Below are 24,484 nucleotides of genomic sequence, written 5' to 3' on the forward strand. Positions count from 1 at the left end.
ATTTTCGCACTCAATCCTACAGTTTTTGACCACTTTTATTCCTTTAACTAATTAAAAAAAAGAGCATAAAAACCAAACTCAAAATAATCACTAAAGGATTCAATTTTTGCCGGGTAAAAAGCTTCAAAACAGTATAAAGAATAATTCCGCCCCCAATACCATTAGCAATCGATGAAGTAAAAGGAATCATCATGATTGTAGTCATGCTTGGAGCTGTTTCGCTGATATCCGTTAATTTCATATCAGTTAAATGTTTCATCATACAACAAGCCACATACAATAATGCCGGCCCTACCGCATAAGCAGGAATCATTTTTGCCAAAGGAAAGAAAAACAACATGAGAATAAATCCCAGAGCAATAACTAAAGACGTTAGCCCTGAGCGCCCCCCTGCCTCAATACCTGTAGCCGATTCAATATAGGGAGAGGTACTCGCTGAGCCTAAAAGGCCCGCTAAGGTTGAGGCTGCAGCATCAGCGGTCAATGTATAACTAATGCGACGGGCATAATCTTCTTTCTGCTTAAAAATGGTAGGATTAAGTAAACCAATTAAAGTTCCAGTCGCATCAAAAATAGCAATTAAGAAAAAAGTGAATATAGCTTTTAAAGCCACTGCTGTCGTCATGCCGGAAAAATTAAGTTGTAAAAAGGTTGGTTCGATTGAAGGAGGCACATCAAATACGCCTTGCCATTGGGTGATTCCCAATATCAAGCTTAAAATGCTAATACTAAGTATGCCAATAATAATCGCTCCAGCAATACGATAATAATCCAGCACAAGAATGATTAAAAATCCCAAAAAGAATAAACCAATTTCAGGTTTACGAACATCACCTAAGCGCATTAAATTATGAACATCATCCACAATGATGTGGTTGGCTTGAAGAGCAATTAATGCGATTAGTAAACTAATACCAATCAGAATTGCTATTTGTAAATTATAAGGTATTGCCTCAATTAATAAACGCCGAACCCCAGTTAAGGTCACGAAAAAAAACAAGACTCCAGAAATAAACACCATAGCCAGCGCATGTTGCCAATCAATCCCCATTCCCTGCACCACGCTGTAGGAAAAATAAATATTTAAGGCCATTCCAGGAGCAATCCCAATCGGGGTATTGGCAATAATACCTGTTAAGGCACAAGCAAATGCAGTCACCAAACAAGTGGCAGTAAACACGGCACCTTGATCCATACCCGCATCATGTAAAATCGTTGGGTTTACAAAGACAATATAAACCATCGTTAAAAAGGTGGTAATACCGGCCAGAATTTCTTGTTTTAGGGTTGTTCCGTTAAGAAAATAAGATTTTAAATAGTTCATGACGCAGATGGATGGAAGTAAAAATTAATCCTACACAAAGCATAGGGATGTTTGCAACAACTCATTTATGTGAACATCAGTCCAAATTATCATGGCGTACTAATTAGATGCACCAAACATTCACGAATTTCCCTCCTTAAGCCATTTCTCCACTAAAGTCGCAACCCCCATTGATCCACAAATTGCAAACATTACGGGAGCTAGAAAGACAAAATCAACCCGAGTAAATTCAAAAATTATAATGGTCGCTGTTAAAGGCATTTTCTGAGCTGCAGCAAGAAAAGCAGCAGCGCCAATTACCGCGTAAGCTGCCAATGGAGCACCTGGCCAAATAAAATTCCAGATCCCTCCTAGAAACACGCCAAATAATGCACCATTAGCTAAGGCAGGGGTTAATAGCCCACCCCAGGCGCCAGAACGTAAGCTACTCCACACAATAAAACTTCTTAAGAGCAAAATCAAAGCGCTCATGCCTATTGATAATAACTGGCTAAATTCCAGCTGTGCCGCACTTTTCCCATTCCCTAATAATGAAGGAAAATAAATGGCCAGAAAACCGATCATGATGAAATTTGCGAAGCATGCAAAGAACATAGGCCAACCATGAAATGCCTTAGTTCGTTGCCTATTTGCAATTTCAATAAACCAAAAAGCAAAAAAACCTAAGAGAGGGCCTACGACGATAGACCAAATAGCTAAAGAAGCACTAATCGAAGTTAACTCAGGAATTTGATAAGTCGCCTCCTGCCCCAGTCCCCACCAAGACACCACCGTAGCAATGGCAGAAGTAGTGAATGCAGGAAGTAAGATAGACCAATGAAAATTAAACAGAAGTACTTCCATTACAAAAACTGCGCCGCCTAGAGGCAGATTATAGACTGCCGCCAAACCTGCACCTGCGCCACAAGCAAGCATAACTTTCGTTTCATCCACAGAAAGGCCGGCTTTATGAGAAAGCCAAGTAGCAAATACTGCAGAAGCTTCTCGCGGAGCAACCTCTCGCCCCAAAGGGGAGCCTAATGCAATCGTAATGATCTGGACTAGAGCATGGCATGTCGTAGTTAACGGAGGCATTATTTTGCCAGTTTTGATGGATTGGGCAATACTCACTAAGGGCTTACCAAAACGCTGGATCATTAACCAGCCGCCTCCGGCGACTAAGCCACAGGCTCCCAAAACGAAAAGCCTACGTGTTGGGCTAGAAGCACTCACTCCCTCTAAAAAACTTTCAGGACTGATAATGTGTAAAGGGCTATAGCCATAAGCAATATGTTGTAAATAATGGAGTAATAACGCCAATGACATGCCAATTAAACCAGAACCAATACCTACCCCAATGGTTACTAAAATTAGAACGCCTATTGATGTCTTGGAATTTGTGCTCTGTTCCTCTAATAACTCCATTCCTGCTAGTCCTTTGGGGCGTTTTTTATTTAATGCGTCATTAAAATTAATCAAAATATAAAACTGGGTCAAGATAAATGCGGATATCTAGGAAAAATTAACGCAAATAGCGTCGAGCCAGTATTACGTTGCGCTAATACGCGCTACGTCTAATGAGCTTTTTTTAAGCTTATACTGCGTAGTATAAAAAAGAATTTTTTCAAGCTGTCTTTTCATTTTTTTTTTTGTTATCATGCCGGGGCAGAATTCTTAATCCATGCGCAATATCTGTGAATAACTTCTAAATTCTCCCCATCTTTTTTTAAAGAGAAAATCTAAAAATATCCTCTAGCCCTTTATTCATATGACATTTCGTCCAGCATCATGCCAATTCTTCCTTAAAAATTATCCACAAAATCTGTGGATAAGTCTGTTAACAGAGGCTGAAAAGATTGGTGAAAATACTTAAGTACCCATCTGGGAACACCATCAAGCGAGACTAAATATAGGGATCGCTCACCCGTAACCTATCAGCTCAATCTGATTCAGTTTACAAACAACACTTTATAGACTACATAATTAATTACCATAAGGACTACTATAAAAATAATCATGAAAAAATGGATTGGGTTGTTCTCTCTCGTTGTAATCGTTCTCATCGCTTATTACGTTATGGGAAACATGGCAAAAACCACGTTAACCCGGAATATCGATTCATTTCCTAAATCGTCCGTAATAACCTTACATTTGGATCAATACCAACAAGGCTGGTTTTCATCTAAAGCTCTATTAGATGTAAAAATGCATATACCTGCCCAAAAAATTACGGATACAAACGGCATTGCAAAAATGGATACGCCTCTTGATCTGGATATAAGTATTCCCATCCATATCAAACATGGACCATTCATCTGGACTGATAATGGCTTCCGTTTTGGTATTGCTGAAGTAGCGACACGCCCAGAGACGCACTATAAGGCCTTAATCAATTATTTAAGGGAAACCGTAATTAAATATTCCCTCCCCTCTTTTGATCTAAAAGGCAATGATGGCACTGCTGATGGAGCGGTACAAATCAATTGGAAGGGTTTAACAACAGTACTTGGTGTCTCATCAAATCTTGACAAAATTAATGCCAATTTTAGCTTATATGGCCTCAGTGGCTCCGCCAGCAATATTGAATTTAATTTTTCAGAATTAGAGCATGATGTGCAATTATGGCGTCATCAAGAGTGGCTATGGCTCGGCCAATCTCATTTAGGCCTTACTTCTGCAACGATTAATGCGCCTGACGAGCAACATTTTCAACTGCAAGGACTCGATCTACGATTTAATTCCGATGTAACCGAAAATAAAATGGGAATTGATTGTAAGTTATCCCTAGAAAAACTCGTCGTCGATAATCAAAACTATGGTCCTGGCGTTTTTAAACTCAGTATTAAAAATTTAGACCCGAATGTAATGGCCAAACTCAATCAGCAAGAAGCCAATATGGTTGAGAATAATGTGGATCCTAATCTTGCGATGCTGGCTATAGCTGCAGAATTACCTAAGCTACTTACCAAAGGCCCGGTTATCGAGCTTGCTGAAATGAACTTAACTTTACCTGAAGGCCAAATTAACGGTAACTTTAAAATATGGCTGCCTGAAAATGAAGCTAAAGACGCATCTCAAGCAATGCAAAAAGTCCGGGGTGAAGGTCATTTTAAAGCGCCTATTCGCTTGGTAAAATCACTAATAGTGGCCTCAATAAAGAGTGATCTGACGAAGAAAGTCCAGCAGCAGCAACCTGCCTCAGTAACTAATCCAATAGCCGCCTTCCCTGCCCCTGTAAATCCCGATGCAGAGGCACAAAAACAAGCAGAGCAACTCGTTGCTGATTTAACTAATAAAGGATTTTTAAAAGTGGATGGCGATAACTATGTGGTTGACTTTACATTGGAAAATCAAAAATTACAGATTAATGGAAAACCTGTGAATCTCTGAACTTAACCCAATCAATCGTGAGCTCAGCGAAGCGTGGATTGCTTCGCCAAGGCTCGCGAAAGTGTGTGTCATAGTGACTACATACGTCGAGAAGGCGCCGAAGAAGAAGACGACGACGTAACAGCTGAGGGAGAACTCTCACTTATATCGGCATCAATACCCGCATCAATGAAGTCATCAAACTCAGGATCATCGTAAGATGAAAATAAAGAAGAGAACTCCTCAAACATTTTCTGTTTCACCTGCTCACGAATCTTATTCCAAATAGGCTCGACATCGTAACTTTTTTTAAACATGCCATTAACTAAAAGTGCGTTCGTTTTATACCAGGATAAAGCCACTTCTTTCACTACTGCATTTAACTTTAATGAAGCAACATCTTTGGTAATAAAATCGATTTTAACATCAGGGTGAATACCAACTAGTTTTTCCACTAGTTTATTAAACATCCCGGGTTCACAGACCTCTTCATCCTCTCCACCTAAATCAACTCCACCATTCGATAAGTTATATCCTCGCTGCAATTCATAAAGCCCTTCTTGGAGCATAACAAGTCCATCATCTATGCTCGTTTTTCGTTGCAATGCGTCATGAATAGCCATCCAACAAAAAAGTAAAAGCTCTTTCAGAGAAACTCCTGTTTCTTCGTGAGTTATCGTAGCGCCCTCTAAAATCGAGGTTAATGCTCTTTGAGCAGCATTAGTTGTAGCATCAGCTACCTCTAAACGTTTTCCCCAAGCCAGCAAATCACATGCCATTTGATCCTTATCAGCTGGTGAAAACCGCCCCCCATAACGATTTTTAAGCCGCACGATTGATTCTGCAACGGTGCGATCCACGCTGCTTACGTGGGTGCTTTGTTTGGTACTAAGAGGAAAAGCTATATTCATTGTTACCATTTTCTGACGCAGAATATTTGCTAAAGCAGTATGGCCGTGGCGTTCCGCTTGGGAGATGTATTCTTCTTCTGCAACAGGCTTAAGATCAGCCCCTTTATCCAATAACTTTTTTACTATATTCAGATCACCAATAGAAATAGCTATTTTTAATGGCAAACTCTTTTGTGTACTAACATCGGCACCCTCCGCTATCAAATAGTCAACGCATTGAGATTGACGATGGCGAATAGCGAGGCATAACGCCTCATCATTACCAACATGTATATCAAAACCATGCTCACTTAAAGATTGCAAAACAGGAGTGAAACCACCTGAGGCAGCACTCATAATTGGGCTTGGATCGAGTTTATTAAGTTTATTAGTGCTCGCTAAAATCATCCGGGAAAGTTCATTATTACCCACATCACAGGCGGCTATAAGCGCTTCCTGAGAGGGAAGTTTTAATGAAAGAAGCTCGTTCATTAAAACCATGCTCTTAGTCTTGGATTTCGCTGCTAACTCAGCAGCTCTTGTTAATTGAACCTCCGACCAAATTAAAGCAAGCTGTTTCAGCTCCCGAAGAGCCCCATCATTTTCTGTCAAACAACACGCTTCGAGAAGGTTATAATTCCTGGAAACGTTGCCAACTCTCACAAGTCCAGACATAAGAACTACAATTTTTTCGGCTGTAAGCGCCTTTAATTCCTGATGAAACTGCTTTATATCGTTACTTTCAATTGCCTTAAAAATGGCAGGAGAGTTCTTAAAAATCACAAATCGCCCCTTAGTGAGTACATTTAATCCATTTTGTTCTATTATTATAGAATAAGAACCATTTTAATCCATAGTGATTCTTTGCAAGCATTAAACATTGTTAAATTTTATACAATCATGCGCTAAGGAGCAAGTCATGGGCAAAAAAACTAGCGATTTAAAGAAAATGTTGTCCTCTAAAAACATAGATACTTCTGATTTCATTTTGATTGCCTTAGACATACTCCACAATGAAAAATCCACGTCTAACGAGCCAGAACAACTGACTAGTCTAATTAAAGAGTGCAAACAAAATTATTTAGACCTTGATTATGAGGCAACAACAGAAAAACTCATTACCGTGGCAAGAACTCTAGCTGATAAGAGTATTGCAGGTTTATTAGAATCAACTGCCAAAAGAGCAGCTAAAAATAGCAACCCTGAAAAAGTTCAAAGTAGACGCTATTTTGAAAATCACCTAGTCAATGAGCAATGGGCTTCTCTGAACAACGAATCCCATAAAGACAGTATGGATCGTTTTGCCAAATTCATGGCAGGTGCTAATTTACTTTACTCCGAACAGGAAAATTTTGCCAAATTGAAAAAAGTGAATAACCTGGAAGACATGGAAATGGTTATTGCAGCAATGAGGGGCTTTGGTGAAAAAACTGAATCTATTTTGTCCCGCGAATCATCCATGAGAAAAGAAGAAAATGAGCCTTTGTCAAAATTTAAAGACCGAGGAAGAAAACGTGATAGCAAAGACGTTGGCGACACCTTAAATCCTGGTATTATTAAAGCGAACACGCCTACGCCAGTAGATGAGCTTCGGGAAAAAGCGGTTACGGGAAGTATTACAGACAGTTTTTTGATTAATAAAAAAATTGAAAGTGGTTATTCATCAACAAACGTAGATGTTCCTTTTGTAAACTCTGTTTCAGGTACTGCATATACCTTAGCAGCCGTATTGGATCAATATATTGAACAAAACTCGAAAGAACCTAATTTACAAACTGACGTCAATAACATTGTACAAGTCTTCGTTTCATTTACTTGCAAGTCTGGTTTTCATAGTTTATCAGAAATGGCTGATGTATTGCGAAGCCCAGAGGTAGAAGAAGTATTTCGCAAACATAACCTAAATATTAATTATTCTTGTCCTATAGAGATACTGGATGAAACCATAAAGGCATCAACACAATATGCAGAAACACGAGCCGCTCAAAAAATGTCCTTACATGAGCTGCACAGCCAATCACTCTTCAACAGACACTCAGGAGAGAAACCCACTGGCAAAGCATATCCTCACGAGTTGCAAATGCTGGTACGAGAAGAAAAACAAAGCGGTCCTAGAGTAGCTAGAGCACTAAAAGAACTGTATCAAAATGAAAAATATGGGCCAGATGACTGCAAGGATATAGCACAACGATATTTAAATTATGCAACAGCAAAACATCCTCATGCGAATACCCGAGACGTTAAAGAATTTATTAAAGAAATGAATACTGCCATCACGAAACGTATAGATACAACGGAGGATCGTATCGAACACTTATCTCCGGGCGGTATGATATAACCCCATTAAACGTTCCGTGGATTTTCCATGGGATCTATTAAAAAATCAACCTTCATTGCAGTGATTGCAATGAAGGCGTTTTCTATTTTAAATTTCAAAATTTACATCTCTTTGGCGGGTGCAATTAGCGGAATTTATTAACGTAGGAATGAGGTTTGCACTGCAGGATCAGGTACATCTGCATTCATGTTATTTTTTAATTCCAGGATAAACCCATATAATTTATTTTTCACTACCGTATTAAAGTATGCTTTATCCTCACTACTTAGATTGGAAATAATTAGTTCTGGTTTATTTAAAAAAATAGTGATGGGCTCCAGTTCTTTAGGTAAATTAGCAATCTCAGCACCATCTACTATTGCTTCTAAATTACTAATCAGTTCCGCATAAGAATGGTGATTTTTTTTTAATTGGTTGAATAAAACCTGTAATAAATTCTGTACCGAATTGATTTCGGTGAAAAATTTATAACTATTCGTATTTGTTTTTGTCATAAGAATCTTCTATCTTTTACTTTGCAGAAAGGAAAAAAAATATTAACCTGATATAATTATACATTAATTTGGTCAAAAATTTTATGAATTTTAAAACTGAATTTTCTTTTTTTCAAAAAGACAGCCAACAGCTCACTATGGATGACTTTGATCTGTATTTTAGAAAACTAGTACTCGATTCCTATGAAAAACGATTTGATAGCGTAGCGGATGCTAAATTTCATCTTGCACTGCAAGGATGTGATTTGCAGACTATGGTAAACGTGTTGCTCTTGTTTGAAAAACTGGGCGTCTTGGAAAAATCGATTGAACAATCGCTATTTTACCCTGTGGGCTGTGGTGACATCGCAAATGCTTTCTGCAATATTCTGACCAAAAGTACGCTATTTACTCCCCTTACGGAAAAACCACCACAAATTTCCTCTTTAGCTAAAAAATTAGGTAAAGATTTACCTAAAATCATTCGCATCGATATCCCAGGACATTCCTATGTGATGCTCGCATGTGAAAAGATTGAGAAAGAAGTTTTCGGCTATATTTATCAATCGAATATTGCTGAAGGTATGGAGGACAACTCATTCTCACTGAGTGCCTGGCTCATGGATGCTCGCTCACAGAAAACGAACTTAACTAAGCATTTAAACAAAGTGATGCAACTACTTGATGTCGGTACTGATAATGAAGAAAAGATCTCTATTTATGAGGAGTTATTTATTGCTACCCCCATAGTAACAGTCAAAAATCAAGCAGATCTCAATGCAATAATTAAGCACATCAATGAGCACCCTAACTCATCTAGGTATAAAGCACAGCACGTTACTCCTAAAAAGGTAATTAGCACCTTACAACGTTTTGAACAAGAGTACAGTGGAACTCATACTGAACATAAACAATTATTAGGAGACTTCATAGAACAAAGTCGAGTACTTATGAAAGCACGTGAGCAGGAAGTACAAGACCCAACAGCAGAGCTTGATTCACCTAAACTATAAACCTCGTTGTGGAGATTCAGCTGCAATTTGCTCCATATTGCGCACAATATTTTTCACAATATGATGTAATGGCAAATCATTATCGCCTTTTCCAAAAGGCTCTTCCAATTCTTCAGATAAAATTTCCAAACCCAGTAGAATATAGACAATCATCACCATCATCGGGATCACCAAGAAACCAAAGGTATTCACCCAACCAAACGGGAAAATTAAAGCATAAAAGAGTAAGGCTTGCTTCACAAAGAAAGCAAATGGTGGCGGCACATGTGTATTGGCAATGCGTTCGCAACCACCAACAAGCTCCATTAGATTAGCCATAGGCGTATCTAATGCCAAATATTGTTCTAATTGTAATTTATTTTCTTGGCGCAATTGATTGAGAATGACGTACATCCTCTGCATTACCAATAGCACTGGATTCTTTGAATCTAACTCATGAACACATAAAGATAACAATTCCGTTTCCAACTCATCCGTTTCTTTACGCAAATGTGCTTTGATAACAATGGGTAATTTAATGAGTAGCGCATAAAAATCCTGATGCTTATTTAAGCCAATAAATGCATCAAACTTTAGGGCTAAATTCCGGCAGTTATTGTTAATTCCTCCCCACAATATACGACCTTCCCACCAACGGGCATAACTGGTATTCACTCTAAAACTGATAACGATCGCTAAAATAAAGCTAAAGATCAGATGAAATTGTCCTATATTGTATTTTTTTGCATTTTCAAAAAAACATAGAATTAACACCGCATAAATAGTAACAATTGCAATAATCGGCAATAATTTTCGAAATACCTTTTCTTTATAAAATAAAAAAAGATGAGGCACCCAAGTTAATAAATTATATGATTTTAGCTTCACGAATGCTCCCTAACCAAAACATCATTCACCGTTCCAATGGCATACATAAAAACATAGCAGATTACACACCCAACAATAAACGCCTTATCAACTAGACCAAGAATTAATATGCTCCTATAGCAATGGAACCTTTATACCATGAACGAAAGGAAAGAGCAGCAGCTTGCCGCAGATTCATTTGGAGTAGGTAAATCTATTGTCATGGGAACTGCAGGTGCGCACCAGCATTTAGTGTCTCTGCAGCCATCGCATCACTTGTAGTAACCGTAGAAATTTTAACACCCGCCAGCATTTTATATTGTGGGCGAATCATGTTGGGAATTTCCTTAGCCCCTGCTCTGTATCCCGTGGCCTATCCGCGGGATCCAAGAGCTCTATATTAGAACACTGGCCCTTGGTCAAGCCTCAATATTCATGATTTAACAGCTCTTACTACCATAACCTAACTCGTCGCTCCACCTCCAAAGACAAGGCACGATGAGCCATATCTGTTGGATGTACCGTATCAGCAAAAATATGACCATTTGACGTCGTATCACAGACAATCGCAGGCAAAGTTCCACATACTGGCGTGTTGTAATTAGTAAAGAAAAAGGACTGCCCATTAATCACGGTAGGCTGCCCCAACTTGGCATTATCAATCAAATTATCCAACGCAGCATAGGTATCAAAATATAATATTTTAGCTCGATGTCTCTTTTGTACAGCACCTAATTTCTGATTCATAAAGGAATCAAACAAGAAACTGTAGTTTTTTATCTTTCCAGGAATTGTAGGATCACCTGTTTCCAATGCCAATTCACTAGCAAATGGCGTAGAACCTACATTAGGAAGCGACATCACCACGATTCGCTTCGCCCCTCGCGCAGCTAAAGTAGAAACCTCTTGTACTACCTGAGTACTGGTTGCATCCGCTACGTGTAACAATTGAGCTGATGTAGGCAGAGGCATAGAATCCAAAGCAGCTAATAAATCATTGGCCCCTGACCAAACAAAATACACCGCTTTAGGGTCAAGCTGCTTAGGTGCCGTAGATAAATACTGCTGAAGTTGCTGATGCAAGGATGGAGCCCAAATAAAATCAACTCCCGGGTTAGTATTAGCCCGACTGCCACCACAAGCATAATTAATTCCAGTTAAATCAGGAATAACATAAGGAACCACAGGGCTAATGGGGGTAGTATTATTAGTGATCTTATCAGCTAGGATGGGGAATGGACCGGTAGGTAAGGCAAAACCTTTAATGTCATGTGCCACATACTGGGACCAGGTGTAACCATTTAAGGTAGTAAAGGTGGGTGCCTTAGCAGAAAACCCCATCAGCGCCGTATAATTATTATTAAAACCGCTATCTGTTAGACTATCCCCAAAGAAATAAACCTGGCTAATCTCAGTAAATGGAATTGCTTGTGCACTCTGTGACACCATACCAACGGCTGAAACTATGCACATCAATGCCAGTACATGCTTTTTACCCTGCACTCCTATTTTACGTAACATTAAAATAATCTCCTTATTAATTAGCGCTATGAAGTAAATGAAGGGATAGAGTTTCACTTTTTATAATCAAGATCAATAATCGCCCTATTTTTAAATTCATTAAAACCCAGCTAATATAAGATCTCTTTAAAAATCATAAGAAAGGATTCCAAATGAGTGATTTTTTTCAATCGCCCCCAAGCTTAAACAATCAATACGATGATGATGTGCTGCTCAAAAACTACCTAGAGTGGAAGCTTCCGACTACTATGTTGAGTGAAATTCAACCTGAATTACAGCATTTGGGGCAACGGGTTATTGGGGAAATTTACCAGTTAGGCCAAGAAGCAGAAGCAAATCCTCCCAAGCATGTTCCTTATAATCCTTGGGGAAAACGAATTGATCATATTGAAGTACATGCAGCCTGGAACGCATTGGATCGTATTTCAGCCGAAGAAAAACTCATTGCTATTGGTTATGAACGTAAGCATGGCGCACTCTCACGTATACATCAATTTGCCAAACTTTATTTGTTTCATCCCTCCTCTGCGATTTACACCTGCCCACTCGCAATGACCGATGGCGCAGCACGTGCTTTAGAACTGTATGCAGATGACTCGCTCAAACAACGTGCTTTTTCACATTTAACCTCGGCTGATCCCTCTCAATTCTGGACCTCTGGGCAATGGATGACCGAGCGTACCGGCGGCTCCGACGTAAGTGGCACTTCGACTATTGCGAAAGCAGATGGAGCCCAATTTCGTTTAAATGGTGTTAAATGGTTTACTTCCGCAACGACCTCACAAATGGCCATGACCTTAGCGCGTATTGAAGGAGCCCCTGAAGGCAGTCGGGGATTAAGTTTATTTTATTTGGAACTGCGTGATACTCAAGGCATGCTCAATGGTATACGTATCAACCGCTTAAAAGAAAAACTAGGAACTCGCGCCCTCCCCACCGCAGAATTAACGCTGGATAATGCGCAAGCCACGTTGGTTGGCGGCATAGGTGAAGGGGTAAAAAAAATATCCTCGCTGTTTAATATTACCCGCATTTACAATGCGTGCTGTGCGGTGGGTTACATGCGTCGCGCACTTGCCCTTGCTCGTGATTATGCCAATAAGCGTGTTGCTTTTGGTCGCCCGCTGTCCCAACATGGCCTGCATCTGGAAACCTTAGCCCACATGCAACTGGAATTCACGGGGGCCTTCCATCTTGTTTTCCATGCAATTGAATTGCTCGGTAAAGATGAAGTAGGTACGGCTAGCGAACGTGAACGTTCCCTATTAAGACTGTTAACACCGCTTGCTAAATTGTACACAGCGAAGCAAGCTATTGCCGTAGTCAGTGAAGCACTAGAAGCTTTTGGTGGCGCAGGATATATTGAAGATACCGGGCTTCCTCAATTATTGCGTAACGCCCAAGTCTTATCTATTTGGGAAGGAACCACGAATATTTTAAGTCTTGATGTCTTACGAGCCATTGAAAAAGAAAATGCAGCCACTGCCTTTTTCGAGGACGTAGCCCAACGTCTTGACGTGATCACCCATCCTAAACTTCAGTTAGCCAAAAACAATACTGTAGAAGCAGTACAAAAAATTCAAAGCTATATGAAATCTATGGCTCAGATGAATCCTGAGGAGCAGCAAATAGGTGCCCGTCATTTTGCTTTTTCCTTAACGCAAACCTACATAGCTAGCCTGCTTTTGGAATATGCCGAATGGGCTTTACAAAAGAATAAAGATCCTCTTGCCCTAATTAGCGCCACACGTTGGTGTGCCAAAAATCTAACTAATTTACTTGAACCTTCCGAAACGCATAAAAAAGAGTCTTATCTGTTGGCGATGAATCAACTAGATAAGCTGTATTAACGCACTGAAATTTTTACCCCTAGCTCCCGTAATACGGCATTGTCGAATACGAGATACGATCATCATAAATACTCTATGAGCAAAAAATAGATCAAAAAAGTCTCGATTGTTAATATTTTGTTAATTTTTACTTCATACAATAACGGCCGATTTTAACGCTAAATGTAGAGGTTTATTATGCCAGGCGATTCTACAAAACCTGCCAATACAGACAAACAACAAGAACAATTACCAAAATCTGGCTCCCTTCCAATAACCATATCTCCTACTGCCTGGTATGCCAGTAATTTATTTACCGTTGCAGCAGCAACTAATATTGCCATACTTAGTGTGCAAAGCCCAACCAAAACCCTACTAGCACGCATGGCTGCCCAAGCTCCGGCAGTACCATCTATGTCAGGCGGTACCTTTGGCTTTTTTAGAGCACTCTATGCAGGAACAAAAACGAGCATATATGGCTCTGCAGCCCGAACTACTTATGTCACTACTACTAAAAATAATAGACCTACTGAGAATTTAATCAGCGAATCAGTTATACGAGAAGAAACAGCCCTTGAAGAATCAATCAGACCGACACAAAAAATCCCATTCAGTTATACAATGCATGCAGCGTTTTGGGATCTGGCAATAACTCAAATACCGGACTCATTGTCGCAAATGAAAAAAACCCCCGGTCTTTTGCCCCCTAATTTTAAATGGTATGCCCCTTATAATATCCGAGCACTTTTATTAAATGGCTTCTCAGCACGCTATGCCTCTGGAATTATCAATTTCACTGCCATGTTACAATTTGAAACATGGATGGCAAATCAATTAAACATGCAAAATTCAGCATCCAAACATGCTACAGCGGGAGCAATTAGTGGTGCTGTTGGCGCTTTAGCAGCCTATCCTTTTGCCTCGCTTAAAGATTTAACTTTAGCACGAACTAAAGTGTCTCATAACGGACTATTAGTTAACGAAACAACGTTTAATGTGTTAAAAAGTCTTTACAATGATTTTCACCAAAACCCAGCAAAAGCCGTTAAGGATTTTTTTACTTATTCAGGAAAACAAATTCCATTAAGAATGGCACTTTCAGCAATGATATTCTCGATTATTGCCGGTGTTGGAGAAAAACTAGGCCCTACTCCCCTAGAGAAAGTAGTTCCACAGAAGTATCAACCGGATACAGAGGCATTAAAATCGTGTGGCCTTTTTGCCACCAAAGAGAAAGCACAGGAGGCTAAAACTGTTCCCGAAGTATCTCCTACGCGACCAGGACCTAAATAATAAACATAACCCTATGTCGCGCGTAATCTAAGGGATCAACGTCCAAAGCGAGATCTCTAGATTACGCGAACCAGTCGTAGAGGCATGAAGGCAAAACGCCCTAAAGAAGTTCTAATTGTAAACTCGGTATGCTTATTCGCTCACAGGCGGGAAAAAGTGTAATTTTTATCACTTTAAAGATATAATAGCAGCATTTCAATAAGGGAAATGAATATGCAAAGTCTATTTTGTAAAGCAATGGCCAATACAGGTATAATGGTAGCCTCTACAACAATCGCACAGGTAACTTATTCTGGTGCCCACTCTTTATCCAATCTTATTCAAAATAGATATGTTCTGTGGCAACGCGCTTTACCCATATGTTCAGAATCCAATTCTTCTAAAAAAGAAGCAAAAGATGTGAATATAGTTACGCCCTAACTAATTTATTTTTATAATAAAAGCATCAAAAATGATGCTTGAACTCTTGAAGAATTCCCCCTATGATGACCTTCGAAATTTAACTCATTAGGGAAATTTTTATGAAAAAAATACTAGGATTTATCTTATTAGCTTGTTGTGTACCACTGGCATTAGCAGCAGACCAATTAAAAGTCGGTGTGGTCAATGTTACCGAATTGTATAACAAATCAGCATTCATCCAAAACAGCAGTAAAGCCTTACAAGAAGACATTAAAGGCATGGAAGAAAAATTACAGGCTCAAAAAGCTAAGATACAAGCATTAATCGCTTCTTATGAAAAAACCAGCGATGACAAAAAGAAATCTGTAGCTCAGGAAATTACTGCCGAACAAACGCAATTAAATAAAATGAGCCAAACGTATCAGAAAAAAATTCAAGAAGCACAAGCTACTGGACTAAAAAAATTCACTGATTTGGTAAAATCAACCGTTGATAAAATAGCCAAAGAAAAACAACTTAACGCAGTGTTAAACTCGAACTCAGTGGTCTTTTCTGACAGTTCTTGGGTTGATATTACCAATGATGTTGAAGCGGCTATGCCTAAAGAATAATTTGTTTTTTTAGCTTCTCCAGCCTCTCCTCCGGGGCAGTAGTAATAACGTGTTGGGCCATTGGCCCAAGCTACAATTTATTAAAACCTGCCCTATCTAAAAACCGCCTCACGGCAAGCAAATCAGCATAGGTCTTTTTCTTATCTACAGGTCTTCTCAACAAATATGCAGGATGATAACTAACCATAAACGGTATCTTTTTATAATAATGAATCTTATTACGTAATTGGTTTAACGCCACAGGTTTATTAAGTAAGAACTGACCAGCAAAACGCCCCAAAGCCAAAATAAGCTCCGGCTGGATCAAGTCGATTTGCTGCTCTAAATACGTACTGCATTGCTTAATTTCCTCTAATTGAGGATCACGATTATTAGGAGGGCGACATTTCAAAACATTAGCAATATAAAAATCATTCTCAGACAAACTCACACTGTGCATCATTTGGTTCAATAAACCACCCGCTTTTCCCACAAAAGGTTTACCTTGTTGATCCTCATAAAAACCAGGAGCCTCTCCAATAATCATCAGTTTCGCTTGTGGGCTACCACGAAAAAAGACAGTTTGCTTTCGGGTTTTATGAAGAGGGCAACGAGTACATCCCGCAACCTCTTTTGCTAATGCAGATAAAAGAGCTTCACAGGAAGGCTCGGCTTGAGTTTGAACATCAGACATGAAACACTCATAACATCAGAATAACACGGCGATACACTATAAGAAAAAAAGTGACCAAGCAAGATTTATCGGCATCTTTACCTAACCGCTGGTATGTTTTCTGTCGGCTTGATGCAGCACAGCGTAATCAAGGATGTGGTGGCGAAAGCTTAGTGTACAACAGGCGACTAAAGTAGCCCTACCGAAAAAATTATTTTATACTGCGCGCAAGCAAAACTGCGAGACATAAGCCATGGCATTAGAAACACAAATCAATCCCCATTCAGCAGATACAGCATTAAGTGACGGTCGATTACGCCAAGCTCAATTAAAAATGCTAACCATGCTGGAAGCTATCGATGCTATTTGTCAAAAGTATGGTCTGGATTATTGGCTTGATGCTGGCACACTTTTAGGTGCAGTGCGTCACCAAGGATTTATCCCTTGGGATGATGATATGGATATCGCGATGCCCCGAGCGAGCTATGAAGAATTCTTACGTATTGCCCCACAAGAATTACCCGAGCATATTTGGCTACAAACCATCCATACTGATCCAGGCTATTTTAATATGGCAACTCCATTAAAAATTAGAGATCGTTCAAGCCGTTATATTGAAAAACATGAGCACGGCGATGAGCCCTATGTGCAAGGGATATTTATTGATGTTTTTGTTTATGACCGCATGCCTGAAGATCAAAAACAACGTAAGCGCTATAAGTTTCTGGCCAAAAAAATTTCGCGTTTTCTAAGCACTAAATATGGCGCAGTTAGCATTGGCCATCATGCGGGAGTCTATAAAGTGCTGGGGAAGTTTCTTCCTAAATCCATGTTGGAATCGCGCTTGAACAACATCATTCAAAAAGCGAATAGTAGCAACAGCCCTTATTGGGGTCGCGGTTACAACTGTGTAGGAAAAAACTTCTTAAAACAAGAAGACATTTATCCATTAAAAAGAGCTGTATTTGAAACCGGTTGTTTTAATATTCCCAATAACGCAGCAGAACTATTAACCCAACAATTTGGTGACTACCTTACCCTGCCGCCAGAGGATCAGCGGATAATGCGTCATTGTAAAGAGTTAGTTCCGAATTTAGAGCCATCATTGTAAACTGGGCTACCACAAAGCCCTGCATCAAATGTGGTATGAACCCTGTTTGCTGGATACTGCAACAGCTCAGCTTACGCGCAAGTAATTGACAAGCCCTCATCCATTGATTAACATAATCGCAGTCAGATCTTATCAATGAGGCTCGAACACATCATGAACAAAGTTTCTTAAGTACGCCCTAATCCGGGCAAGGTAATTAATCGCCCTTTAGAACACTTAAGAGAGTTTATGATGCATAAGCCAATTCAATTTGAAAGCCTAAGTCTTTCGTTCCCCCATAAAACCTGTTTTGTCGATTTTTCTGGCCAAATTCCCTATGGCAGTCGTATTGCGATCATTGGGCGTAATGGTTCTGGGAAATCCAGCTTACTGAAACTATTTGCCGGCGTAAAAACTACCGTTGAAGGCACACTGTGTCTTCCCAACGCTCTTTCCTCCGGATACATCCCACAAATCGTTGATGTGTTTGACTCACTCAGCGGCGGACAATGCTTTAATAGATTATTAACTCAGGCTCTAGCACATACACCTGATCTGCTTCTGCTTGATGAACCAACGAATCATTTAGATAGCCACAATCGACGCACGTTGATGCGAATGCTCACTAATTTTTCAGGCACATTAATTATGGTTACCCATGACATTGAATTATTACAAAACACGATAGATACAATTTGGCATATAGAACAAAACCAAATACAGGTCTTTACGGGATGTTATAACGACTATATGCGAGAACAAGCTCAACGACGAAGTGCCTTAGAAAACGAAATAAGTCATATCGCCCGAGAAAAAAAACAAATGCATACTGATCTGATGAAAGAGCAAGCACGTGCAAAAAACAGCCGCCAAGTGGGTGAAAAACAACTGAAACAAAAAAAATGGCCTACCCTCGTCTCCGGAACCAAAGTAAGAAACGCCCAAGAAACCTCAGGCCGTAAAAAACAAGCATTAAACAATAAAAGACAAGAACTAACTGAACGTTTAACAGAATTGCATGTAGAAGAAATTATTACCCCCAAATTTGTGCTCCATGGTCAGCCATCCAATCAAGCTGTAGTGACAATTAGCGAAGGTAGCGTTCGTTATGCAACAGGCCCATTCATTTTGCAGAACATTAGCATTGTCGTTAAAGGTCAGGACCGCATTGCTATTCAAGGCAATAATGGCTCCGGCAAATCAACCTTAATCAAAGCGCTGTTAACTTCCCCTACCATAGAGCGAACTGGAATGTGGTATCTACCTCATGTAAAAGACATAGGATACCTAGATCAGCATTATCATAATTTGAGTATAGAAAATACAGTATGGCAAACATTGAGTTGTTTGTTACCCAATCGATCCTATACTGAAATCAGGAGGCATCTGAATGATTTTCTGTTTCGTAAAAATGAAGAGGTGGACGCTTTAGCTGGAACACTTTCTGGAGGAGAAAAAGCTCGGCTCTCTCTGGCGCAGATTGCTGCGATGACTCCTAAGCTACTGATTTTAGATGAAATAACCAACAACTTAGATAGAGAAACACGCGCTCACGTCATCCAGGTTCTTAACGCCTACCCAGGGGCATTAATCGTTATTTCACATGACCCTGATTTTTTAGCAGCGATTGGTATCACCACCAGCTATGAGATTAGGGACGGATTATTAAGATGAATACACAAATTTCGCTTTATCAATTTTTTATTAGGTTATTAAAACCCCATAAGTACTATGTTATCTCATTACTGTTGGTGGCTTCTTACTGGGGAATTAATAATACGCTCTCGCCTTATGTACTTAAACTTATTATTGATAAAGTAACTGCTTTTGAAGGAAATAGAGCGGCAGTATTCAATGCCGTCCTCCCCGAAGTAATTCTCTACGTGGCATTATGGATAGTAATTGCCATTGATATGCGCTTAGTAGACTGGATTCGTTTGCAGTTATTCCCCAAGTTACGCTATGACATTGTCGATACCATGTTTTCTTATTTGAATCGGCATTCACATCGTTATTTTCAAAATAACTTTGCCGGTAGTCTCTCAAATAAAATCTCAGATATGACTACCGGTACTATTACCATTTTTACCACCATTGATGATGCATTAGCGCAAATCATTGGTGTGGTGATTGCAATTATCAGCATGCTGCTGGTACATCCTATATTTGCTCTTATTCTCTTACTATGGACTATATCCTTCCTCACGATTGCCGCGGTCTATTTTAAGCCCGTTCGTGATATGTCCAATATATTTGCTGCCAGTAAAACCACATTGGTAGGAAAAATCGTGGACAGCATCAGCAATGTCACTAACCTGCGTCTGTTCTCCAGATCAAGCTATGAAAATAAATTAATCCAAAATGCAACCCAAGATACGGTCGTCACAGACCAAGCCATGCAATGGGTTATTCTTAAAATGCGTATCTATTGGGATGTGAGTATTATTGTCTTAATTGCCGCCAATTTATACATGCTCGTGGTGATGTATAGTAAAAATCAAGTCTCTGTAGGTGATTTTAGTTTTATCATTGCCCTATCCATCAGTATTTTTTATAACCTCTGGTATCTGGCTAGCCAATTTGTGCTCTTTGCTGAAGAATTAGGTAAATGCCGCCAAGCGCTAACCTTAATTACTGAACCTCATGAAATTACGGATAAACCTAATGCTAAGCCTCTCATTGTCACCCAAGGAGGTATTGAGTTTAAGAATGTAAGTTTCCATTATGATGAATCCGCACATCTATTTAAAAATAAATCCATCGTGATTGAACCTGGACAAAAAATTGGTTTGGTAGGATTATCTGGCTCAGGGAAAAGTTCCTTTGTAAATTTAATTCTGCGCTTATTTGATGTGGAATCAGGGCGCATTTTAATCGATGGACAAAATATCAAGACAGTAACCCAAGATTCATTACGCGAGCACATCGCTATGATTCCTCAAGATGTCACCTTATTTCATCGCAGCCTGATGGACAACATACGTTATGGACGAATTGATGCTTCTGATGCTGAAGTGATTGGCGCCTCTAAAAAAGCTCATTGCCATGAATTCATTACTCAACTTCCTGAAGGATATGACACTTTAGTAGGTGAACGAGGAATAAAACTCTCAGGCGGACAAAGGCAACGAATCGCCATAGCCAGAGCCATCTTAAAAAACGCTCCTATTCTTATATTGGACGAAGCAACCTCGGCTTTGGATTCGCTTACAGAAAAGCTAATCCAAGATGGTTTACATTTAGTAATGCAAGAACGTACAACCATTGTTATTGCTCATCGTCTATCAACCTTATCCGAAATGGATCGCATTTTAGTTTTTGAAAAAGGACGCATTATTGAAGATGGCTCTCACCACGAATTGCTTCAGCAATCAACTTATTACAGCCGCATGTGGAAAATGCAAGCCGGTGGCTTTTTGCCCGATAAGTTGTAATACCAGTATTTTTACACAACATCCCGTATTACGACTTCTCCTAATACGGGCCGCAACCCCATTCTGATCAAAATACAATCAAACAAAGACATTTCTTGTGAATTAATCATTTTTTTATTAATAAACAAGGTGGCTAATTCTAAAACACCTCATCTATACTCAAAATGTGAGCCATCACAATGTGATCCGCCAAGGATGCAATATAAGGCTACAGAAAAAGGAGTTTGCTATGAAATTTAATTATTTAGTTGCCGCGCTTGTTTTGGTGCCGCTTTTCGCATTTAGCCACCCGAATGATAATCATCAAATCATGTTACTAACCCAAACCCCAGAAAAAAATACTCAAACGATGAGTTACTCTAATGAGTCGGCAGCCCCCAGCCAACTAAAGTTACTCACTCGAAGCCAGGATTACCCAACTCAAATTATTCGTATGGACAGTGAGATAAAAGATCAACAAATAACCTGTAACGAGGTTCATAACCAAATCAATAAACTCTTGGTAGACAACATAACTAATGAGCACTTTATTTATGCTATTTATATAAGCTGCCATTATGATCCTCAAACGTATCTTGCCAAACAATTCATAATCAATAGCTATTTTGATCCTATAAATGATGAAGCTATCGCTTATTTAGAAGACTACCTCCATGAATATAATGGCACTAACCTATTTGGCTCGCAATTCAAAGTCGAGCCTGCTAAAGGTCTTATTATTTCTTTAAGCTTTGCTGCAGGAATGAAAAAAAACCCCATTAAACCACCGTTTACTGAATACCGACGGGATCGCAGTAATTTTTATTTCAAAAGCAATTATGAAATGAAAAACAAATTATTTACTGATGTGTATGAAAACTTTTACTCAAATAATGCCGAGAAAGTTCTTCCCTTCCTCGATAAATGGCTATTTGCCAATGCCGGTTCTTTATACAAAGGAATCTTAAGAGATTCCAATTACGCTGAATTGCAACCTGAACGCGTTTTTCTTATGGGCAATGGTGAGACCATATTTGTTTCTGGATTAAAGCAATATTTTACGAATCACTGTGAAAAATATGATAACCACCGATGCTTGCAACCGACTCCCAAGCAATAAAATCCATGATTATTGTTCATTAGGTGAAGAAACTCCTTTGATAGCTCCTTGACCTAGCCACATATCCACCGACTACCGTAAAGTCGGTGGCCATGAAAATGAATCAATCAAGAAGAACATTGAGAATACACACTGGATGTTCATTAACAAAGGTTATATGATAGCGTTTTTCTTCCACTTTTTTTCTTAATATGGGAAAAATTAGCACTATTTGTTCTATTAAAGAACCTGATTCTATAACTGATGAGAAGCTCAAACAGTTTTATGCTGATGTGGCTATCGGATTTATGGAATTAAATCGCTTAATAGAAAATTATAACTGTGAAGAGAACTACCATAAAAAACGTTTATTTCTATATCAAATCTACCAGGCGCAAAAGGCATTAAGTAGACGGTTCCCACAAAAAATCATCGCCTCCTGTCCTGAATATCAACAAGTGATTTACCATAAGTTATTTAAAGAAATTAAAAATGAATTTACTGCTTTGGATATTAGTTCCCTACAAGAGCATACTTTAGAGGCTCAACTCGTTTCAATATCATCAAATTTTGATCCAACATCATTACCTGAGCTTCTAGCCAACATGCCTCCGGAGAAAGTAGATTCTTTGTTAAAAATTCTTTTTGATGGCGCAAACTTCAATCGAGCAGAGCTCATCGAGCTCTATTTATCCCACGAAGAAGGTTATGAAGACTTTCAAATGTTTCTACGCACTCACACAATAATGAGTTTAGGTGGTGGAAACTCCCATAATTTTAAAATAACCGATATGCGTAACAGGCAAAGCTTAGTTCTCAAAATCGATTTTCGTGAAAAATATCCTCGCCATGCAGACATCTACCTAAGAAAACGCTCATTAGAAAAGGTTTGCACTCCAATATGGGCTGAGCGTGATGCTAGTTTTATTAATCAGAAAAACCAACTTATAACTCGCTCACTTCTCGTTACCGATTATTGCCAGGGCTCTGATTTGGAAAGCCATGCCCAGTTATCACGCCCTATCAATGAGCTAATTTCTTTAGCACTAAATATTTACCTGCAAATGGCAAGTCTTTTAAGAAATATTATTCGTGATGGCTGCGCCTTTACCGACATGAAAAATTCTAATTGGCTTATTGATAAGGGGGTCTTAAAACTAGCAGATACCAAGTCATTTTTATTTATTGATAAATCCGGGCTCCTCGATATGACAATCCCGGAAAATTATTGGTTTTATGGTATTACAGGCACAGTGGATCTAATCCCCCCCGAATTAAATTGCCGCAGACCTCCCCCAAGCTCCGCAGATAAAGCCCATACCTTCATGTTCGGAAAGAACCTCTATCAGTTTTTAACTAAAGCGCCTGATCTAGATGATGTAATTGGGAATAAGACCGATTTTTCTGCTCCAGTTTTTCTCACGCCATCTGGTGCTTTATTAAAAGCACTTATAGAAAAATTAACTCAAGAAGACAGTACACAACGACCGTCAATGGATGAGGTCATTAATGAGCTAAATCAAATAAAAGTTACGCATGAGTTTTTCTTAAATTTAGAACACTATAAACTTTATATTTCTCAATTTAAGCAGTATCGACGTGGTTTCAATGACTTAGAAATAGATAAAGCCATTAAGACAGCTTTAGAATATCTTGGCCAAATAAAGAATGCCAATGATCTCCCTCTTTTAGAGCAAAGACTAAACGTTATGAAAGACACGATTTGTGAAAATATGCAATTTGGCGAGCTGAAAAATGCCTGTGTATCCCTATTAAAAAAAATAAAAACATTCCAATTTGGGAAAGCAGATTTAGAGATGGCACAGTTCAGAGAGAATAATTTGCGTGATATTGGCAATGCAACAACAATAGAAGAACTGAAACAAATAAAATTACAATTAAAAAATCATGTAACGCAAATGGCGAGACATCCTGTAATTAAAGAACTGCATGATATTATTACTAAATTTCGTAATGAAAGCCGTTTTTATACAATAGGCATGAAAGCAAAAGCACAACGAATTGAAGAGGCTATGGCTAAGGTACCTGTTTTAGAGCGATTTCATATTGCGCACAAAAAATCAGCTCTAGGCAACATGGTACTTCAAGAATTAGCATCTCATCGTCATCCACTTAGAGAGAACCCAGTGAATAAATCAGGGGAGTTTGATACCATTCAAGCCGCCCGGACTTATAGGTTATTTGCTGAGAAATTTCCTCGTCCTCAGTCTGAAGAGATACCTACATCGGTGGCCAGAATGATTTCCAGTAGGTGTTAAGTTTTACACTGCTCGGATTATCATAGCCTGCCCCCATAAGGCTATATTTGCTGGGCCCTACGG

General features: G+C 39.1%; 20 protein-coding genes. 13 read left to right on the plus strand and 7 right to left on the minus strand.

The genetic code is table 11. The features are described from left to right. Positions 1-43: 43 nt before the first annotated feature. Positions 44-1,324, minus strand: a complete 1,281-nt coding sequence (locus tag J2N86_RS11605) for an NCS2 family permease (RefSeq protein WP_252579627.1) — start codon at positions 1,322-1,324, stop codon at positions 44-46. 120 nt (positions 1,325-1,444) lie between these two features. Next, on the minus strand, positions 1,445-2,728 hold the full coding sequence (locus J2N86_RS11610) for a chloride channel protein (RefSeq protein WP_252579628.1): 1,284 nt from the start codon (positions 2,726-2,728) through the stop codon (positions 1,445-1,447). A 591-nt stretch (positions 2,729-3,319) separates the two neighbouring features. Here J2N86_RS11610 and J2N86_RS11615 point away from each other — a divergent pair. Beyond that, on the plus strand, positions 3,320-4,693 hold the full coding sequence (locus tag J2N86_RS11615) for a YdgA family protein (protein ID WP_252579629.1): 1,374 nt from the start codon (positions 3,320-3,322) through the stop codon (positions 4,691-4,693). Between the two features lie 77 nt (positions 4,694-4,770). Here J2N86_RS11615 and J2N86_RS11620 read toward each other — a convergent pair whose 3' ends face one another. Then, positions 4,771-6,345 (minus strand): ankyrin repeat domain-containing protein, encoded by a 1,575-nt coding sequence (locus J2N86_RS11620; RefSeq protein WP_252579630.1) that lies wholly within the window; start codon positions 6,343-6,345, stop codon positions 4,771-4,773. A 136-nt stretch (positions 6,346-6,481) separates the two neighbouring features. Between J2N86_RS11620 and J2N86_RS11625 the strand changes: the two genes are divergently transcribed. Continuing rightward, entirely contained in the window at positions 6,482-7,900 is a 1,419-nt protein-coding gene (locus J2N86_RS11625) for a hypothetical protein (protein WP_252579631.1), read from the plus strand. A 137-nt stretch (positions 7,901-8,037) separates the two neighbouring features. Here the strand turns inward: J2N86_RS11625 and J2N86_RS11630 are convergent, their stop codons facing one another. After that, positions 8,038-8,394: a hypothetical protein gene (locus J2N86_RS11630; RefSeq protein WP_252579632.1), complete on the minus strand. Its 357-nt coding sequence runs from the start codon at positions 8,392-8,394 to the stop codon at positions 8,038-8,040. 83 nt (positions 8,395-8,477) lie between these two features. On the opposite strand from J2N86_RS11630, the gene J2N86_RS11635 reads away from it, so the two are divergent. Continuing rightward, complete coding sequence (locus tag J2N86_RS11635; RefSeq protein WP_252579633.1) at positions 8,478-9,386, plus strand: hypothetical protein; 909 nt, start codon at positions 8,478-8,480, stop codon at positions 9,384-9,386. Here J2N86_RS11635 and J2N86_RS11640 read toward each other — a convergent pair. Further along, positions 9,381-10,253, minus strand: coding sequence for a bestrophin family protein (locus J2N86_RS11640; RefSeq protein WP_252579634.1), 873 nt, complete (start codon positions 10,251-10,253; stop codon positions 9,381-9,383). The two genes, J2N86_RS11635 and J2N86_RS11640, sit on opposite strands and share 6 nt — an antisense overlap. 138 nt (positions 10,254-10,391) lie before the next feature. Between J2N86_RS11640 and J2N86_RS16115 the strand changes: the two genes are divergently transcribed. Further along, a complete protein-coding gene (locus J2N86_RS16115; protein WP_289781832.1) occupies positions 10,392-10,514 on the plus strand; it encodes a hypothetical protein in 123 nt (40 codons plus the stop codon). Positions 10,515-10,685: 171 nt separating this feature from the next. On the opposite strand, the gene J2N86_RS11645 is transcribed toward J2N86_RS16115, so the two are convergent. After that, positions 10,686-11,753 carry an SGNH/GDSL hydrolase family protein gene (locus J2N86_RS11645; RefSeq protein ID WP_252579635.1) on the minus strand — a complete coding sequence of 356 codons (1,068 nt, stop codon included), beginning with the start codon at positions 11,751-11,753 and terminating at the stop codon, positions 10,686-10,688. Positions 11,754-11,905: 152 nt separating this feature from the next. Here J2N86_RS11645 and J2N86_RS11650 point away from each other — a divergent pair, with 152 nt between their 5' ends. The 4 genes from J2N86_RS11650 (at position 11,906) to J2N86_RS11665 (ending at position 15,888) form a co-directional block, all read left to right on the plus strand. Next, complete coding sequence (locus J2N86_RS11650) at positions 11,906-13,603, plus strand: acyl-CoA dehydrogenase family protein (RefSeq protein ID WP_252579636.1); 1,698 nt, start codon at positions 11,906-11,908, stop codon at positions 13,601-13,603. 177 nt (positions 13,604-13,780) lie between these two features. Further along, positions 13,781-14,875: a hypothetical protein gene (locus tag J2N86_RS11655; RefSeq protein WP_252579637.1), complete on the plus strand. Its 1,095-nt coding sequence runs from the start codon at positions 13,781-13,783 to the stop codon at positions 14,873-14,875. A gap of 213 nt (positions 14,876-15,088) precedes the next feature. Beyond that, on the plus strand, positions 15,089-15,295 hold the full coding sequence (locus J2N86_RS11660) for a hypothetical protein (RefSeq protein ID WP_252579638.1): 207 nt from the start codon (positions 15,089-15,091) through the stop codon (positions 15,293-15,295). Between the two features lie 101 nt (positions 15,296-15,396). Beyond that, entirely contained in the window at positions 15,397-15,888 is a 492-nt protein-coding gene (locus J2N86_RS11665) for an OmpH family outer membrane protein (protein ID WP_252579639.1), read from the plus strand. Positions 15,889-15,958: 70 nt separating this feature from the next. On the opposite strand, the gene J2N86_RS11670 is transcribed toward J2N86_RS11665, so the two are convergent. Next, a complete protein-coding gene (locus tag J2N86_RS11670; RefSeq protein WP_252579640.1) occupies positions 15,959-16,561 on the minus strand; it encodes a uracil-DNA glycosylase in 603 nt (200 codons plus the stop codon). Positions 16,562-16,793: 232 nt separating this feature from the next. On the opposite strand from J2N86_RS11670, the gene J2N86_RS11675 reads away from it, so the two are divergent. From J2N86_RS11675 to J2N86_RS11695, 5 genes are all read left to right on the plus strand, one after another. Beyond that, positions 16,794-17,651, plus strand: a complete 858-nt coding sequence (locus J2N86_RS11675) for a LicD family protein (RefSeq protein WP_252579641.1) — start codon at positions 16,794-16,796, stop codon at positions 17,649-17,651. Positions 17,652-17,879: 228 nt separating this feature from the next. After that, a complete protein-coding gene (locus tag J2N86_RS11680) occupies positions 17,880-19,304 on the plus strand; it encodes an ATP-binding cassette domain-containing protein (RefSeq protein ID WP_252579642.1) in 1,425 nt (474 codons plus the stop codon). Beyond that, on the plus strand, positions 19,301-21,064 hold the full coding sequence (locus tag J2N86_RS11685) for an ABC transporter ATP-binding protein (protein WP_252579643.1): 1,764 nt from the start codon (positions 19,301-19,303) through the stop codon (positions 21,062-21,064). Before J2N86_RS11680 ends, J2N86_RS11685 begins: the two co-directional genes overlap by 4 nt. A gap of 229 nt (positions 21,065-21,293) precedes the next feature. Beyond that, on the plus strand, positions 21,294-22,163 hold the full coding sequence (locus J2N86_RS11690; RefSeq protein WP_252579644.1) for an Lpg0189 family type II secretion system effector: 870 nt from the start codon (positions 21,294-21,296) through the stop codon (positions 22,161-22,163). Between the two features lie 191 nt (positions 22,164-22,354). Then, entirely contained in the window at positions 22,355-24,421 is a 2,067-nt protein-coding gene (locus tag J2N86_RS11695) for a hypothetical protein (protein WP_252579645.1), read from the plus strand. The last annotated feature ends 63 nt before the right edge of the window (positions 24,422-24,484 follow it).

Source organism: Legionella lytica (assembly GCF_023921225.1).
Classification (GTDB): domain Bacteria; phylum Pseudomonadota; class Gammaproteobacteria; order Legionellales; family Legionellaceae; genus Legionella; species Legionella lytica.